Annotated in this window: 13 protein-coding genes and 1 pseudogene; 6 read left to right on the forward strand and 8 right to left on the reverse strand. The window is 64.5% G+C overall.

Going from position 1 to position 16184, the window contains the following annotated elements; genetic code table 11:
* Window positions 1–18 precede the first annotated feature (18 nt).
* A complete protein-coding gene (locus P8R42_16555) occupies window positions 19–807 on the reverse strand; it encodes an alpha/beta hydrolase (protein ID MDG2306226.1) in 789 nt (262 codons plus the stop codon).
* Window positions 808–928: 121 nt separating this feature from the next.
* Between P8R42_16555 and P8R42_16560 the strand changes: the two genes are divergently transcribed.
* Complete coding sequence (locus P8R42_16560) at window positions 929–2347, forward strand: M20/M25/M40 family metallo-hydrolase (protein MDG2306227.1); 1419 nt, start codon at window positions 929–931, stop codon at window positions 2345–2347.
* Window positions 2348–2386: 39 nt separating this feature from the next.
* Window positions 2387–3304 carry an LLM class flavin-dependent oxidoreductase gene (locus P8R42_16565; protein MDG2306228.1) on the forward strand — a complete coding sequence of 306 codons (918 nt, stop codon included), beginning with the start codon at window positions 2387–2389 and terminating at the stop codon, window positions 3302–3304.
* A gap of 135 nt (window positions 3305–3439) precedes the next feature.
* Here the strand turns inward: P8R42_16565 and P8R42_16570 are convergent, their stop codons facing one another.
* Entirely contained in the window at window positions 3440–3631 is a 192-nt protein-coding gene (locus P8R42_16570) for a response regulator (GenBank protein MDG2306229.1), read from the reverse strand.
* A gap of 18 nt (window positions 3632–3649) precedes the next feature.
* Window positions 3650–4471, reverse strand: a pseudogene (locus P8R42_16575) (diguanylate cyclase).
* A 202-nt stretch (window positions 4472–4673) separates the two neighbouring features.
* Between P8R42_16575 and P8R42_16580 the strand changes: the two are divergent.
* The gene (locus P8R42_16580) at window positions 4674–5873 is read left to right on the forward strand and encodes a CoA transferase (protein MDG2306230.1); all 1200 of its coding nucleotides are present in this window, start codon (window positions 4674–4676) and stop codon (window positions 5871–5873) included.
* Window positions 5874–6360: 487 nt separating this feature from the next.
* On the opposite strand, the gene P8R42_16585 is transcribed toward P8R42_16580, so the two are convergent.
* The 4 genes from P8R42_16585 to rnr form a co-directional block, all read right to left on the reverse strand.
* Entirely contained in the window at window positions 6361–8595 is a 2235-nt protein-coding gene (locus P8R42_16585) for an ATP-binding protein (GenBank protein ID MDG2306231.1), read from the reverse strand.
* Between the two features lie 396 nt (window positions 8596–8991).
* Window positions 8992–9264, reverse strand: coding sequence for a hypothetical protein (locus tag P8R42_16590; GenBank protein MDG2306232.1), 273 nt, complete (start codon window positions 9262–9264; stop codon window positions 8992–8994).
* A gap of 346 nt (window positions 9265–9610) precedes the next feature.
* Window positions 9611–10114: a hypothetical protein gene (locus P8R42_16595; protein MDG2306233.1), complete on the reverse strand. Its 504-nt coding sequence runs from the start codon at window positions 10112–10114 to the stop codon at window positions 9611–9613.
* 25 nt (window positions 10115–10139) lie between these two features.
* The gene (rnr, locus tag P8R42_16600; protein ID MDG2306234.1) at window positions 10140–12692 is read right to left on the reverse strand and encodes a ribonuclease R; all 2553 of its coding nucleotides are present in this window, start codon (window positions 12690–12692) and stop codon (window positions 10140–10142) included.
* Window positions 12693–12774: 82 nt separating this feature from the next.
* On the opposite strand from rnr, the gene P8R42_16605 reads away from it, so the two are divergent.
* Genes P8R42_16605 through P8R42_16615 form a run of 3 tightly spaced genes read left to right on the forward strand, consistent with a single transcriptional unit; the run spans window position 12775 to window position 15018 of the window.
* On the forward strand, window positions 12775–13677 hold the full coding sequence (locus P8R42_16605) for a 3-keto-5-aminohexanoate cleavage protein (GenBank protein MDG2306235.1): 903 nt from the start codon (window positions 12775–12777) through the stop codon (window positions 13675–13677).
* Window positions 13674–14693, forward strand: a complete 1020-nt coding sequence (locus tag P8R42_16610) for a hypothetical protein (protein ID MDG2306236.1) — start codon at window positions 13674–13676, stop codon at window positions 14691–14693. The genes P8R42_16605 and P8R42_16610 overlap by 4 nt, the downstream gene beginning before the upstream one ends.
* 1 nt (window position 14694) lies before the next feature.
* A complete protein-coding gene (locus P8R42_16615) occupies window positions 14695–15018 on the forward strand; it encodes a hypothetical protein (GenBank protein ID MDG2306237.1) in 324 nt (107 codons plus the stop codon).
* Here the strand turns inward: P8R42_16615 and P8R42_16620 are convergent.
* On the reverse strand, window positions 15009–16181 hold the full coding sequence (locus tag P8R42_16620; GenBank protein ID MDG2306238.1) for an MFS transporter: 1173 nt from the start codon (window positions 16179–16181) through the stop codon (window positions 15009–15011). The two genes, P8R42_16615 and P8R42_16620, sit on opposite strands and share 10 nt — an antisense overlap.
* Window positions 16182–16184 lie beyond the last annotated feature (3 nt).

Raw genomic sequence — 16184 nt, forward strand, 5'->3', positions numbered from 1 at the left:
ACGCCGATACCCCACGGCTCACCCCGCGCCTTCTGCGGTCGCGGCAAAGTCCGCGAAGCGATTCTTGTACTCCCCGTGGACGCGGAAGCCGAAGTGCTCGCTCACGTCGATCGCTTTGAGCCCGGCGTAGTCAGACACAGGCGGCACCACCCCAAGCGCCCGCTCCCAAGCGACCAGAGGGAACGCCACACCCAGCACGAGGTCGTTCGAGGAGTAATAGAGGTAGGTACGCTCGCGGGCGAGGTCCGCGAGCTGCCCTTCGACCTCGTCTTCCACCAGAGCCGGCGCACACAGGTGGATCTCCGCGGGACGATGCTCCGGCGGCAGCGACGATGCCGCTGCCACGACCTGCCGACACCCCAGCGAGTGCGCAACGACGCGGACCCGTGCATGCTCCCGCGAGAGCGCTTCCAACTGTCCGGCAAGAGCGTCGGCATCCGCGGCCGCACGCCGTTCCGCCGCGAGATACTGCGTGACAAATCGCGCGCCGATTTCCGCGACGGCGAGACCCACCGTCGCCCCGAGCGCCGCCACGCGCGCGTACCGAACCGCCCGGTAGACATCGACGGCGAGCTTCGCGGTCCCCGCGACGGGCACCGGAATCGAGAGCCAGTTCCCCGACGACCACGCCCATCCGTGCGCGACCGACCCCCAACCGTGGCTGTCCACCAGCGCCTCGTGACCGCGATGCCACCGATCGAAGTGCTCCGGCTCTTCCCCGGACCCGAGGAAGCCCTTCACGTAGATCGTCACCTCGTCGCTGTCCGACATCGAGAGAGGGATCAGTTTGCCCGTATCGATCGGCATGGAAATCCTCCTCGGAGCCTATCACGGCGGGTTTCGGCGCGTGCTCCCACTTGAACCTCGGAGCCCGCCGGGGGATACCCCGCAACGTGGCCTCACTCAACATTCGGACAGGAGCCTGCCCATGAAACGATTTCTCTGCGCAATGTTTCTCACGGCGGTCGCCCTCGCCTGCACGTCGCACCGGGTCACGGCGTCGGTTCCGCTTGGAAATCCGGACTTCGATGCCGCATCGAAATCCGTGCGCAGGCTTCTGACTGCACTCGTCGCCGCGAACACGACGAACCCTCCGGGGAACGAGGCGCGCGCAGTGGCGCTGGGCAAGAAGAAGCTTGAGGCGGCAGGCATCCCGTTCGAGGTCACCGAGTTCGCGCCGGGCCGCGAGAACCTGGTCGCGCGACTCGCGGGGGACGGTTCCGCCGAACCCATCCTCCTTCTCGCGCATATCGACGTGGTCGGCACCGAGGGGCAGGATTGGTCGGTCCCCGCGCACACCGTGACGGAAAAGGGCGGCTACCTTTACGGCCGCGGCGTCAACGACGATCTCGGGATGGCCGCTATCGAGCTGGAAGTTCTTCTACTGCTGAACAAGGCCGGCGTCGCCCTTTCGCGCGACGTGATCCTCGCTTGGACGGGCGATGAAGAGAGCGGCGGCGCCGGGATCGAGTGGCTCCTCGAGAATGCCCCCGACTCGGTCCGCGCCGAAGTCGTGCTGAACGAGGGCGGCGGGCTCGTCCTCAACGACGACGGCGAGCCCACGCGGATCCAGCTTCAAACTGCGGAGAAGACCTACCAGGACTTCACCCTGACCGCGTACGGCCCCACGGGGCACTCTTCCGTACCGCTCTCCGACAACGCAATCTATCGGATCTCCCGTGCCCTCTCCCGGGTCGGTCGGCATCGCTTCCCGGCTCGACTCCTACCCGTCACGCGCGCGAACCTCGCCGCGCGCGCCTCGCAGGAGTCCGGGGATCTCGGGCACGCGATCCGAGCCCTCTCCGAAGCCAAGGGTACCCTCCCCACAGAAGCACTCGAGATCGCCGACCGGAACGCAAGCCTCTCCGCGAACCTTCGCACGACATGCGTCGCCACGATGATAGATGGAGGAACGCGAGTGAACGCGCTGCCCGCGGAGGTGCGAGCCACCATCAACTGCCGAATCCTGCCGGACGAAACCGTAACCGAGGTCGAGGCCGAGCTCGTGCGCATCATCAGCGACCCGGAGGTCGAGATCGAGAGCAGCGAGGACTTCGGATACGCCGCGCCTTCGCCGCTCAACGGTCCCGGGCCGGACGCGATCGCGGCCGCTGCGAACGAGATGTGGCCCGGCCTCCCGATCGTGCCCTTCATGTCGCGCGGGGCCACGGACTCGCGGTTTCTACGCGCCAAGGGCATTCCCGCCTACGGGATCGATCCGATCGCCATCTCCGAGGAGGACTCGCGGCGCGCCCACGGCATCGACGAGCGTATCCCGACGAGCAGCCTGAAGCCGGCCGTCGAGTTCCTCTACCGCGTCGTGGTCGAGCTCGCCGCCAAGCGTTAGGGTCCTGCACCTTTCTCAAGCCGCTGCAGGAGATCTACCATGTCCGACGCCACCCGTATGCCATCCGTCTCGCTGAGCGCCATGCCCGGGCGCCGCAGCAAGACACTCGCCGCCGCGAAAGCGCTCGAAACTGCAGGGTTCACCGGTGTCTACTCTCCAACGTTCGGCGACGGAATGGCCTTCTGCGAGGCGCTCGCACTCGAGACCAACAGGATCCAGATCGGCACCTCGATCGCGAACATCTACACGCGGCTGCCGAGCGACTACGCGCAATCGGCGGCTTTCATTCAGGAGGTATCGGATGGCCGATTCAGGTTCGGCATCGGGGTGAGCCACGAGGCTCTGAACAAGCGACTCGGCGTGCCGGGCACCGGGAAGCCAGTGAGCGACATGCGGCGCTTCGTCCAAGAGTGTCGTGCCGTCCCGCGCATCGGCAATCTTCCGCCGATCGTTCTCGCCGGACTCCGAGACCCGATGGTGCGACTCGCGGGGGAGATCGCCGAGGGCGTCGTTTTCGCCAATGTCGCGGCGTCACACGTTTCTCACACGCTCGAGCAACTCCCTCAAGAGAAACGAACGAGCGACGACTTTTTCATCGGGAACATGATTCCGATCTGCATCTCCGACGACGCCGAAGCGGCCGCCGCCGTGAACCGCAAGACGATGATGGCCTACATCGGCCTCCCCAACTATCGGAACTACTGGAAGGCCGCCGGGTACGTCGAAGAGATGGAGGCCATCGAGAAGGCCCGCGCCGCGAAGGACTTCGATAGCCTCCCGAAGCTCATGCACGAAAGGTGGCTCGACGACGTCACCTTGTTCGGGTCACTTTCGAAAGTACGCGAGGGGCTCGAGCGCTGGTTCGACCTCGGCGTCCGCACTCCCATCCTGGTCTCCTCGTCGACATCGGGTGGTCAGTTGAAAGCGATCGAGGAGCTGATCGCCGCGTTCCGCTGAGGAACGAGCCCAGCTACGCAGGGTTCGCCGTCCGAGCGCCGGCGCGAGCACCAGCTTCGGTAGAAACCCGTTCATTCCGGCTTCAAGACAGTCCGCACAATCCTCGGGGAGGACGTTCGCCGTCATCGCCACGATCTACGGCGCCGTCGCCTGGCCCGTGATCTGCCGAATCCGGCGCGAAGCTTCCACGCCGTCCATCTCCGGCATCTGCAGGTCCATGAGAATGAGATCGTAGGTCTGTCGTCGCACCGCCTCAACGGCCTGGAGCCCATTGCCGTCCGCGAGCAGGACTCGAAGCGGGAGCGTCTCGCCCAACTCGTGATTCATCTTCGGAAGTGGAACGGGCCCGGCGACAGCGATCGTGCCCCAAACCCCACCGGCGTCGTGCACCGGGATCACCCCGACCACGTCGTCGATCTCGAACCGTTCGAGAAGATCGGAGACGAAAACCGCTACGAGACCGCCCGCAGCGCCCACCATCACCCCGATGGCCGGCGAGAACACGTTCGCGACGGCCGTGATCGCGCCTGTCACCGACAGCGTGCTCCCGCCGTCAAATTCGAACCAACCGAACCACAGCAGGAATACCCCCAGCATCACCATCGGGATTTCGTGGCCGTGCATCGGCCACTTACTCGCTCCGAAGCGACCGAGTCGCGGGCCGATGACGAATACCGCGGAGAGGACCGCCCAGGCCCCCGTCGAGTGCAGCACGGCCTAACCGGCGAAGTCGATGAAGCCGAGGTCCGCGAGCCAGCCCGCCGGACCGGAGTCCGGACGAGCCCGCATCCAGTGACCGACCACAGGATAGATGAACGCCGCGACCAGCACCGTCGCGATGAGGTAGCCGACGAAGCTCATGCGCTCGCCGACGGCGCCCGAGACGATCGTCGCGCACGTGCCACAGAACATGAACTGGTAGACGAAGAACGCGAGCCGCCACGGATCGCTCTCGTTGAACGCGAACCCTTCGCTGCCGACCAACCCGTTCCAACTCGCACCGTACATCATCGCGAATCCGACGAGCCAGAAGACCCTACTCGAGATCGCGAAGTTCGAGAGATTCTTGATCGCGACGTTGATGCTGTTCTTCGTGCGAGAGAGGCCGCTCTCCAAACAGCAGAATCCGGCCTGCATCAGGAAGACGAGCGCCGAGCACCTCAACACCCATGCGACGTCTTAGTTTTCGAGGCTCGGGCCCAACCCAGTCCCCCTCCCACCGCCGATTCCGAACCCAACCACCGGAAAACAACCCATGTGGGCTAACGGCGGAATAAACCGGCAGGTTCACGCACGGGCGGGTTGACCGCCGAGCACCGCGATGGGAGCGTTCGGCCATGCGTATCGAACAGGCGAAAGATCAGCGAAAGTGACGGCCCCGCTGGAGGGAATACGGGTTCTGGAGCTTGCGAGCTTCGTCGCCGCGCCGTCCGCCGGTGCTCTCCTCGCGGACCTCGGCGCCGAGGTCGTGAAGGTCGAGATCCCGGACGGCGAGATCTACCGGCACTCCCGGCCGCGGCTCGCGGGCATCAAGCACGACTTCCCCGAGGCCCCTCAGTTCCAGATGGACAACCGCGGGAAGCGCTCGCTGGCGGTCGACCTGACGCGCGAACCCGCACAGAAGGCCGTCCGTGCCCTCGTCGATCGTGCGGACATCTTCCTCACGAACATGTTACCGCATCGCCTCGAGCGCTACGGCCTAGATCCCGACACCCTGCGCAACGACCGCCCCGAGCTCATCGTGGGCGTGCTGAGCGGCTACGGCCGAGAAGGCCCCGACGCCAAGCGGCCTTCATTCGACTATACCGCCTACTGGGCCCGCAGCGGAATGATGGATCAGATGCGTGACGCGGGTGCTCCGCCAACGTTCCTGCGACCCGGCATCGGCGACCACGCGGCCGCACTCTCACTCACCACCGGCATCCTGTCGGCGTTGCGCATGCGCGATCGCGACGGGCTCGGCCAGGTCATCGACGTCTCCCTGATGCACATCGGCCTCTACGTGCTCGGGAACGACTCCGCGCAGGCCCTCGCAACCGGGGAAGCACCGCCCGCACACGATCGCTCGCGCCCGCGCAACCCGCTCTGGAACCAGTATCAGACCGCGGACGACCGGTGGCTCTTCCTCGTCATGATCGAATCGGAGCGTTACTGGGAGCCGCTGTGCCGCGTCCTCGGCCGCGACGATCTCCTCGCCGACGAGCGCTTCAAGGACCCGCGGGAACGCTACCGCCAGTCAGCCGAGCTGGTCGTGATTCTCGAGGAGACCTTTCGCACGCAAACGCTTACGCAGTGGGAAGAGACGTTCCGCGACCAGAATGTCATCTGGGCCCCGGTAGTGACGCTTTCCGAAGCGACCCGAGACCCACAGGCGCGTGCGGCAGGCGTGTTCACCGAAGTCGAGCACCCGGTAGCCGGCCGATATGAGACCATCGCACCACCGCTCAAGATGTCGCGCCACAAAATGCGTGGCGAGAAACCCGGCCCTGCTCTGGGCGAGGAGAACGAGGCGCTCCTGCGAGAGGCGGGCCTCAGTACGGAGGAGATTGCTCAGCTGCTCGAGAGGTGAAAGGGCCGGGCGCAGCTCTGCAAGGGTGCATTCAACCGGTCGTCGCGACATCATGAACCCCAGTCTCGGAGTGAGAGCGATAGGTGGGGCGACGCAGACGAAGGTGGTGCGCCACATCGTTGGCCGCCGCGTTGGGATGACCGCTTGAACTTGCGAGGGTTTTGGAGACAGACCGAGGTGGAAAGCCAGACAACGTTATCGGTGATCAAGACGATGGCCACAGCGACGCATCCCGTCAGATAATTGATACAGAACGCCAAGAACGTTCCCATCGCCCGAGCAAAGACTCCGCTGAGCATCGCGCCGAAAAAGCTCCCCAGGCCCACCAGCCCAAAAATGGCTTCTATCCCGAAGCGGCGACCGCCGGTGGCGGGAACTGCGCTCCCTGACCCCAGGGGCGCTCTCTCACCCGATTTTTTCCCGTCTTATGGAACCCCCCGGTCGCCTGCGGACCGGGGCCCGCTATTAAGAGTCCTGATTTCCCGTCTTAGTCGACACCATGCTTATATCGGATGGGTCTTGAACTTCCTGTCCGCGCGATGGCGTTGTCTATCGAGGCCTGGAGGGCACCGCGCGAGAACGGTTTCGATAGGAACTCCACGGAATCACCGAGGGATTGGTCTTGCAGTACGTTCCGAGCGTCGTAGCCACTTACAAGAATGACGGGCAGGTCGGAACGTCGCTTGCGGACCAGGGTCGCAACGTCGAGACCGCTACCATCGCCCAACGTGACATCGATCAGAGCGAACTCGATTTCGTCGAGGTCAATTGAAGCAAGGGCGCGTTGAAAAGCAGCCAAGCTGTCGACCCACTGTACCTGACGCCCACTCTGTTCGAGCATCCTGGTAGTAAGCCGGGCAACAAGCGGTTCATCTTCGATCAGCAAAACCCTCGTTTTCTCTGAAACGCTTACCAACTGCCCGAGGGCTTCGGTCGAGATCGTCTCCGGCTGCTTCGACGAGCAGGGAAGAAGCATGCGAAACTGACTCCCCTGGTAAAGTTTTGATTCAACCGTCAAAGCACCGAGGTGCGCACGCATGATGCCCAATGAGGCCGCGAGACCCAGCCCAGTGCCCGTTTTGCGCGTCGTGTAGAACGGCTCAAAAATTCGGTCGATCTCGCTTGGCGACATACCGGAACCATTGTCTTTGACCTCGAGCCAGTGGTGCTCTGACTTCTCGAGTGTTGGGTCACGCTCCGAAAGTGTGCGAGCGCTTTCGGATCCAGCTGAAATCGTGATTCGAGACGCGCCTGAATCACGCGCATTGGTCAGCAGGTTGAGGATGACCTGGCGAATTTGGGTTGGATCGACGTCGACCGCGAAGACTTTTCTGTGATCGATATCGAAGGCGACTTCGATGCCTTCGAGCAGGTCATGCGCCCAGTCGCGATCGATCTCGAATCCAAAGGAGGCAAGGTCGATCGTTCGGGTTTCGCGGTGAGCCCTCCCCGCATATGCCAGCATTTGCTGTGCCAGGTCTCGAGCACGGATGCCAGCCTCCATCATGGACTCGAGACTAGTCTGTGTCTCGCTGGAAACGGTCTGCGATTGCTGCATTAATTCAATATTGCCCAGTATGACGGTCAAAAGGTTGTTGAAGTCATGCGCGACGCCCCCAGCGAGCACGCCTAGACTTTCCAGGTGCTCCGCTTTGCGAGCCTGCCCTTCGAGGACGATGCGCTGGCGAGTCTGCAATGCCAGGTTCGCAAGGTCGGCGATGGAGGCTGCGAACATTTGGTCTTCGACGGTCCAATCGGCCTCTATGCCTTCGCGTTCGACCAGAATCACCCCCGCCAAATTGCTAGAACTGATGATGCCGACATAGAGAGTGGGCCAACCTCGACCTTCTTCGTCAGGGCCTCCTCCGCCTGAAAGGTCTTCCGCATGTTCATTCGAGGTGACAGTCCGGCTTTCAAAGAGGAGCTGTCTAAATTCCTGGCTGATAGCCAACGTCTCGGGTGTAGGAGGGCCTGTGTCCGTGACGCCTTCGCGATCCGAGGAGACAAGTTGCAGCTCGTGTTTGTCGCCTTCGGGCAGCCAGATCGTGACCCTCGAGGCTGCGAGGTTCATTCGTGCAGCTTCGGCGATCAAGTTCAGGACATGCGTGACATTTGTGCCGGAAAGGGCCGGCGTCTTGACGAGATTTTGGAGCGCTTCGTTTCTTGTCCGCAGCAGTTCCGCTCGCGTCCCGGAGGCACGAGTCGCGTAGATTCGCTGCTCCTCGAGAATGCCGCCGACGAAAGCGGCGAAGAAAAGAAACCAGCCCCATTCTGAAGGCTCGGGAACATTGAAGCGGGTGACGATTGCGGCCCATGCGACCAGGGCGAGCGTCAGGATGGAATAGAACAACACTCTCGACAGCATCACGAGGCCCAAGCCGAGGATCAGGATGACAAAGTTGGTCGTGTTGACGGCTTCTCTGAACAGGGCAAAGTGCAGCACTGTATTGACTAGCGCGATACCCGCCAACATGGCGCTCACGGGGTGGGCTTGATTCGGCCGGGGGCTCTTTTTCCACGCGAGAGCTATGGCAGCGCTCAGGATTGAAGAAATGGCGGCAACCAAGGAAATGGACCAGCGGTTGTCATCGGAGAGAACAAAGGGGTGAACTCCGGCGAGTAAGCCGTAGAGGACAGCCAAGAGCCAGGCCATCGGAGTGATGGATGCCGAGATGGCTTCTTGTAAAGCCAGAGTGCCTGGATCGATTTGCCGTATTTTCAACTCGACTGCCTCGTGAAGTAGGGTGATTGATTGAGCCTTAGCCCTGCCCGGTCGCAATGAGAGTACCCGCAATAGTCTCCTTGGGGGGGGGGCTCAACTTGATCGGTTGGGGCCAGTCTCGGCGAACCCACCGCCCTCGGGTTTCTCCTTATGCCGCCAAGAGCACCGCACTACGCTTAGCTGTGTCGAGGCTACTGGTTCATGCATGGATGTAGAGGTGCCTTTGCACCCCGTACCCAGACCCTCTCCGATATGGATACGGTTCCGTAGGCTGCCGGAACCCGCCGACGGACAACGGCTTGCTAGCGAGAACCCTGAGTTTTCACCTTGAGTCGACAGCATGCTTGCCCCAGGGTGTACCATGCGTCTTGAACTTCCTATCGGCTGGCTCTGGTTTCATATTTTAAATGAAGGCCGGAAGATCGGAACGGCATGGGGCCGCCTCTCTACCCAACCGGTAGTGGCAGAAGATGAAACGAACCACAGCATCACGCTGCAGAGATATTCGCAAATCCTGTGGATCGGGCGTGATCCGGCGGCTCGTTCTTCCTTGTTCTCCAGTTGAATTCTGTCTTGATACTTGACTCCGTGTGCGACCAGCGGGACCAGCTCGTAGCCGTTGAGCTTTCGCCACCGCCCCTCCGCCATCTCCAAGAGCTTGAAGGTCATGGTTATCGCCTTCGCTCGTGATTCCGCACCCTTGGTGACTCGCGTGCGCAGTCGCACGGGTTCTGGCACGTCCACCGGAACCCCGGGGAAACGGGACAGAAGCACCCCTTCGTGTTTCAAAAATTGTCCCGAAATCAACGTTCCATTTCTCCCCCGTTGATGGCTTTCGGGACGCCCTCATTCCGGCACCGGGGAACGCAGGCGTAGAGTTCTGCTGAACCGCGCGGCCGAGCACCGGCCGGCGAGCTTCATCGTCGGGCGGGTCGGCCGCTTCGTTCACAGGCGCCGTCGGGTCGTCGAGCGAGCAGAGGCCGCGCCAAGAGTCCGTCCTCCCCGGGGGTGCGCCCTACTTCTTCGTCTCAGCCGGGGGGAGACCCGCCGGCCCCTTGCCGGTCGCGTCGGTAGGCACATAACGTACAACGACCGTCGTTCCTTCGCCGAACCCCTTGCGGAACTTGGCCTGCCAACTCTCCGTAAACTTTTCGCCATACTTCTTCGCAAACGCGGCGACCAACGCGTCCTGTGCCTTCTCGTCGTTTACCACCGCTCCCGTTGCGCCGAACCACGGGCCGTCGCTGTTCTCGACCCAGATCCGGGCAGCGGCCCGTCCCGCTTGGATTCGGCGGACGCGGTACGACTTCACGTTGGTGCCGACCACCAGATCCGTGCCGTCCCACGCAAACCAGATCTCGGCGGCTGCGCTGAGATCTCCGCTCTTTCGCGTCGAAGAGATGTATACGTACGGATCTTTCTCGAGGTGCTGCACGATCTCGGTCGGGAGATCGGCTGCGGTCGCGAAGGTCGCGAGGAGCAGAAAAAGGGCAAAAGCCGTTACTGTGAGACGCCGCATCCTGAGTTCCTTTCGATCGGTCGATCTACCGACGCGGTCCGCCGCCCCTCGGCGGGGCCTTTGGCCCACGAGGCGGTCCATTCCGGCCAGGTCCCGATCCTCCCCCACGCGGTCCCGAAGTGCTGCCTCCGGGACGCGGTCGTCCCCTTCCGCCACCGGGCCCATCCGTGTTCCGCAGTCCCGAAGTGCTACCCCCGGGGCGCGGTCGTCCTCTTCCACCACTGGGACCATCGGTGTTCCGCGGTCCCTTGTAGCCACGAGACTCCCCGTCGTGCCCTCCCCGCCCCTTGGGTCCGTCCGTCGAAGGCCGGCCGCGATCCGTAGCGGGCGACGGCGACCGGCGCGCCGGGCTCTCGAGCATTTCGATGACCTGAAGAGTGACCTGGCGACGCGCGAGGGAGACATCGGACGCCTCGACGACCACGCGATCCCCCAGCTGGATCCTCCGGCCGGAGCGTACCCCGTAGAGAACCTGCGCCTTCTCGTCGAAACGCCACTCGCCGTCCAGATCTTCGATCCGCACGAGTCCTTCGACCGGATACGCATCGAGTTCTGCGAAGAACCCGAACCCGGCGAGGGAAACGACGGTCGCCTTCCCCGGCTCGTGTAGATGCCCCTTCATGAACTCGACCTTCTTCAGATCGGCCATGGCGCGCTCCGCCCCCATGGCTTCGCGCTCGCGCCGCGAACTCGCTTCGCTCGCGGCCGCGATCTCCGGCCCTGCACCGCGCGCCCGCGCGCCCCGCCCCTCAATCCACTCGACGAGTTGGCGATGAACGAGAAGGTCCGGGTAGCGCCGGATCGGCGAGGTGAAATGGCAGTAGAGGGAGAAGGCGAGACCGAAGTGGCCGACGTTCTCCGGGTCATACTGCGCCCGCTTCAACGCGCGGAGCACCTGTTTGGAAAGAACCCGTTCGAGCCGATGACCTTTCAACTCGTGCAACGCCGTCGCGATCGCCGCGGGCGTGATGTCTGACTTCGTCTCCACGTGCACCCCTGCCGAGTGGAGAAGCCGATTGAGCTCGTAGACGTCGTTCTTCTCGGGCGGCTCGTGAATCCGGTACGGGATCGGCACCTCGGCGTCCGCGAGTTCACCCGCAACCGCCTGATTCGCCTCGAGCATGAACTCCTCGATGATGCGATGCGCATCGTTACGCTCCACGAAGCGGACGCCGACCGCATGCCCGTCGTCGGAAAGATCGACGACGGATTCGGGGAGATTGAGATCAAGGGCGCCGGCGGCGAGTCTCCGCGCGTAGAGGAGCCGCATCAGAACGCGCATGCGATCGAGCTGGGGTACGAGCGCCGCGAGCTCCGTGCGCCGCGAACTGGCTTCCGGCGTATCCGTGCCGTCGAGAATCGCGGAGACCTCAGTGTAGGTGAGCCGCGCCTGACTCCGGATCGCCGCGCGGAACAAGCGAGTGGCTGTCCGGCGCCCCTGCCCGTCGTACTCCATGTCGGCAACGAGTACGGCGCGGTCCCGTCCCGGCTTGAGCGAGCAGAGCTCGTTCGACAGCCGCTCGGGCAACATCGGAATGGCGCGGTCGGGGAAGTAGACACTCGTTCCGCGGAGCGCCGCTTCCGCGTCGAGAGCCGATCCGGGCTTCACGTAGTGGGAGACGTCGGCGATGGCGACACGGAGACCGAAGCCCCCGTCCGCATTGTCCTCGAGGCAGACGGCATCGTCAAAGTCGCGCGCGGTCTCGCCGTCGATCGTGACAAACGGGACGTCGCGAAGGTCTTCGCGGTTCTCCAGGTCCGCGGGACGCGGATCGTGCGGCAGGCGGACCGCCTCCGCGGTCGCCGACGCTGAAAATTCCAACCGAAGGCCATGCTCGAGCGCGACCTGCAGGAATTGCACCTCCGGATCGTCCATCTCCCCAAGCAACCGGACGACCTGACCGCGCCAGGGATTCGAACCCGCGGGCGGATGGGTGAGACGCACGAGCGCCATTCGGCCGGCGTCTTCCTTGCGCGGTGGGGTCTCGCCGACCACCTCGATCGGGGGCAGAAGCTCCGACACGGGCACCAGCCGCCACCCCGTCGGGATCGAACGCCAGCGGGGACCGGCGATGAGCTGGAGGGTCCCGAGGATCTCGGTGTGGGCCCGCTCGACCACCGCGACGACGCGGCCGCTGGATCGACCGGTCCGGTGGTCGCGTCGGACGATCTCCGCGCGAACCCGATCTCCGTGCAGCGCGATCCCTTCGCGGCCGCGGGGGATCATCATGTCCCCTCGCATGCTCTCGATCTTTGGGCCCTCGGCTTCGAGGAAACCGTAGCCACCACGCACGCGGCAGTAGCGCCCGATGACCTCGGTCGGTCCTCGTCGCTTTCGCATCGGCCGGGCCTTCTTCTCGACGACCTCGTGCGCGTACCGGTACCGGGTCTTGCCGACGCGGTGGAGACGACGGGCATCCGCCTGCATGTCGAGCACGGCCGCCATCCGACGACGGTCGTAGCGATCTATCCCGAGCCGCTCGGCGATCTCCTTCACGGTCAACGACCGCGGGGCCGCCTTCTCGAGGATTCCGAGCATATCCTCCAGAGGTACGTCTTGTTGTTTCGGGTCCGGCACCTCCCTTCTCTCCGTGTCCCCCGGCCCCTGGTCAAGCCGGTGGGTTGGCCGACCCCGTGCCCCCTGGTAGATTCGCCGCGTCATGAGTGAATCCCCCGTGGTCATCGAAGCTGCGATCAATGGCGCCACCCACAAGACGCGGAACCCGCATGTCCCGACCCTCCCCGAGGAGATCGCGGCAGACGCTATAGCCTGTCTGGAACGAGGCGCCGCGATCATTCACAACCACGTCGACTGCATCGGCCCGCCGGCCGAAGTTGCAGAGCGCCAGGAGGCCGGCTGGCGGCCCGTGCTCGAGGCGCGGCCCGACGCCCTGCTTTACCCGACGATCAGTTTCGGCGGCACGCCGGAAGAACGGTTCGGGCACATCCCACTCCTCGTCGAGTCGACTGGCCTGCGCGTAAGCATCGTCGATCCCGGATCCGTGAACTTGGGTGCCGTCGGCGACGACGGAATCCCGGGAGGCGGCTTCGACTTCGTGTACAGCAACGACTTCGGATTGATCCGCCACGCCGTGGAGATCTGCGAACGCTACGAACTCGGCCCAAGCATCGCCTGTTTCGAACCCGGCTTCGTACGCACGGTCCTCGCCTACCAACGCGCGGGCCGACTGCCCGCCGGCTCATTCGTAAAGCTCTATTTCGGCGGCGACTTCGACTACATCGGCGGGAAACCGGGCGGTGCGAGCTTCGGGCTCCCGCCGACCGACAAGGCACTCGACGCGTATCTGGAAATGCTCGAGGGAACCGGGCTCGAGTGGGCCGTAGCCGTGATCGGCGGCGACGTCATCGAGAGCGGCATCGCGAGGTACGCCCTCGAGCTCGGCGGACACGTCCGCGTCGGCCTCGAGGACTACGCCGGGCCCCGCACGCCTTCCAACCCCCAGTTGGTGGACGAAGTGACCGCTCTCGCCCGATCCGTCGGACGCCCGATCGCGAGCCCGACCGAAGCGGCGAGTCTCCTCGGCATCCGGGCCGCCGGGTGAGGGGCTCAAAGACCCTCCGCGGCCAGCTCGTCGTCCTCTTCATCATCTTCGCGGGGTGTACGACGACGCCAGGGCACTCCGAGCCGACGGCGGCACCCCTCGAGGTTCGTCAGGACGATCTCGACGACGACGAACGAGTCGCTCCAGAGATTGCGGCGACGGTCGGTCGCGTCCTGCAGCGAAACTCTGCGTACCTGGGGGCACCACCGATCCACTTCTGCCGGCGTATGTCGGTCGAAGAACGCAAAGCATGCATTCCCGAAGTCGAGGCGACTCGCGAGAGCACGATCGACGGACCGGTCGACATCGAAGAGAACACCGAACTCGACGAGGGCGGTCGCGACTGGCCGAACACCGAAACCGTGTCCGAGTTCCGCCGGCTTCGACTCTCCGTCCCGCTTGCGAAGGGAGAGCGCCGCACCCGGCACGAGGCGAACATCGTATCCTTCCGATCCCAGAAGAACGGTGGCGAGGAACTCTGCATCTTCCCGCTCGAGCACTGGAGCTGGTCGGAGATGGATCGTCCCGAGCGGTTCCGCCAGGCCCCCATCGGAATCTGCGGAGACCGCGAACTCACCGTGACCGAGTACCTGGTCGAACAAGAGCCGGACGCCGCCCCCGTCGTGCTGCGCTTCCTCTCCGAGCCCGAAGCGCAAGCCTGGAAGGCCCACGACCCCGAGCGCATCAAGTGGGAAAGCCCCTACACATCTGGGCACCCCTACGCGAAGTACTTCCTCCTCGACTCGCTGCGGTGGTGGCGCGGAGGCAGCGCACCTAGTCCAAACGAGGGGTACGCCTGGGCCGTGCGGTTCAAGAGTCTCCCTCTTCGCAGGATCCTCGAGCTCGAAAAGAACGGCGACGTCTTCCTCGATGTGTTCGAAGACGGCGCTCAGATAGAGCTCACGAACGTCACCCGGGGCGGCCTCCTCGCCCTCCTCGCCGAAAAGCCCGCCGTCCTGATCGATGCGTCCAGCCCCGAAGCCACCGAGCCTCGCTTCGAACCATTCCCCAACTGAGATGGCCCGGAAACCTCTCACAGCCCGAGGCGGCCGCCGCGCGGAAGAGCGCAGGACGAAGAAGCTACGCGACGATCTCGAAAAGCTCGCGCATCTCGAGGCGGGGGGCAGCCCCGAGCACCCGATCGAGGTCTCCTCCCCCGTCCAGGTCGACGCAAGGACCGAGACCACACCGTGCCCGCTCTGCGAGGGTCGGCTTCAGCTCGACGAGCACGTCGCAGAAGTCGTGGGCGGCGAGCGACTACGGGTCGCGCGGTGTCACTGCGTCGAGTGCGGCACCGCGCGCGTAATCTACTACCGCTTGCGAAGCCCGCTTCAGAGCTGAGCCCGCGCGTCAGCCGTCGGGCGCGCCCACACGAGGAGCGCGCCGACCACAGCGGCCGCGACCGCGGATGCGGCCAACACCGCCGCGACGGAAGCCCCGCCCGTCACGAACCCCATCACGGCGAGGACGCCGGCGAGGGAAATCCGCGACGCGACGCTCTGCAGCGACAGCGTCGTCGCACGCAAGCGACTCTCAACCCGACGGTTCACGTAGATGTTCGCAAGCGGCATCCAGAGCCCGTCGAGAAGACCGCGCGTCAGAATCCACAACGCGGCGAGCGGGCCCGTCGCGACGGCCATCGCGCCCAGCCCGACCGTCGGGACGATCGCCATGATCGCGGCCGTACCGCGCTCCCCGCATACCTCGTCGACGCGGTGCGCGTAGTTGGCGACCACCGCCGTCACCAGCTTGGTCCCCGCAAACACGACCCCGAACACCGCGAGCGGCAAACCGATTTCCTGCAGGAACGGCTGCTGGAGATAGAAGTAGACGTGCGACGCCACGACAGAGAAGACCATCAAGGCGACCACCCACCGGAGCGACGGCGACTCCAGGGCGAGACGACCGGCCTCTCGTAGCGGGCGCTCCGATCGGGCGACTGCGGCGGCCGGGCGCGAATCCGGAAGGCGCAACGCGAGCAAGCCGGTGATCGCAGCAAACACCGCGGTCATCAGGTAGGGGAGTCGAAGGTCCACGGCAGCCAAAAGCCCTCCCGCAATCGCAGCGAACCCGGACCCGGTCGATGTGATCGCCTGCGCGCGGCTCTCTGCGAAGGCGTACACGTCGTCGCGGTCTTCCGAGTCGAGTGCGTCGTAGAGCAAGGCCGAGTCGGCGCCGGAGCGCAGCGCAGTTGCCGTCGCAAACAGCGTCTCGGCCATCCAGGCACCGGCGATCGACGGAAAGATCAGAAGCGTGACGCTCCCCGCCGCGAGGCAGGCGGCGCCCCAGACGAGACAACCCCGACGCGAGATCCGATCGGCGAGTCCTCCCAGAGGCAGATCGAGCAGGCCTCGCAGCGCCGTCGTGTACGACTGCAACGCAAGGATCGCTGCCACCGACATGCCGAGCGCTTCCCCGTAGAACACGAAGAACACCGAACTGTAGAAGACGCAGTTCGCTGCCCCCGAGTAGAGGAAGTACGTTCGAAGGACGGCCGGGTGCACCCT

The sequence above is a fragment of the Candidatus Binatia bacterium genome, assembly GCA_029243485.1.
Lineage (GTDB): Bacteria > Desulfobacterota > Binatia > UBA12015 > UBA12015 > VGTG01.

Excerpts from the sequence above, each read along its gene's own strand:
- P8R42_16555 (MDG2306226.1), bottom strand. The coding sequence starts at position 807 with ATGCCGATCGATACGGGCAAACTGATCCCTCTCTCGATGTCGGACAGC.
- P8R42_16560 (MDG2306227.1), top strand. The coding sequence starts at position 929 with ATGAAACGATTTCTCTGCGCAATGTTTCTCACGGCGGTCGCCCTCGCC.
- P8R42_16565 (MDG2306228.1), top strand. The coding sequence starts at position 2,387 with ATGTCCGACGCCACCCGTATGCCATCCGTCTCGCTGAGCGCCATGCCC.
- P8R42_16570 (MDG2306229.1), bottom strand. The coding sequence starts at position 3,631 with ATGAATCACGAGTTGGGCGAGACGCTCCCGCTTCGAGTCCTGCTCGCG.
- P8R42_16590 (MDG2306232.1), bottom strand. The coding sequence starts at position 9,264 with ATGACCTTCAAGCTCTTGGAGATGGCGGAGGGGCGGTGGCGAAAGCTC.
- P8R42_16595 (MDG2306233.1), bottom strand. The coding sequence starts at position 10,114 with ATGCGGCGTCTCACAGTAACGGCTTTTGCCCTTTTTCTGCTCCTCGCG.
- P8R42_16605 (MDG2306235.1), top strand. The coding sequence starts at position 12,775 with ATGAGTGAATCCCCCGTGGTCATCGAAGCTGCGATCAATGGCGCCACC.
- P8R42_16615 (MDG2306237.1), top strand. The coding sequence starts at position 14,695 with ATGGCCCGGAAACCTCTCACAGCCCGAGGCGGCCGCCGCGCGGAAGAG.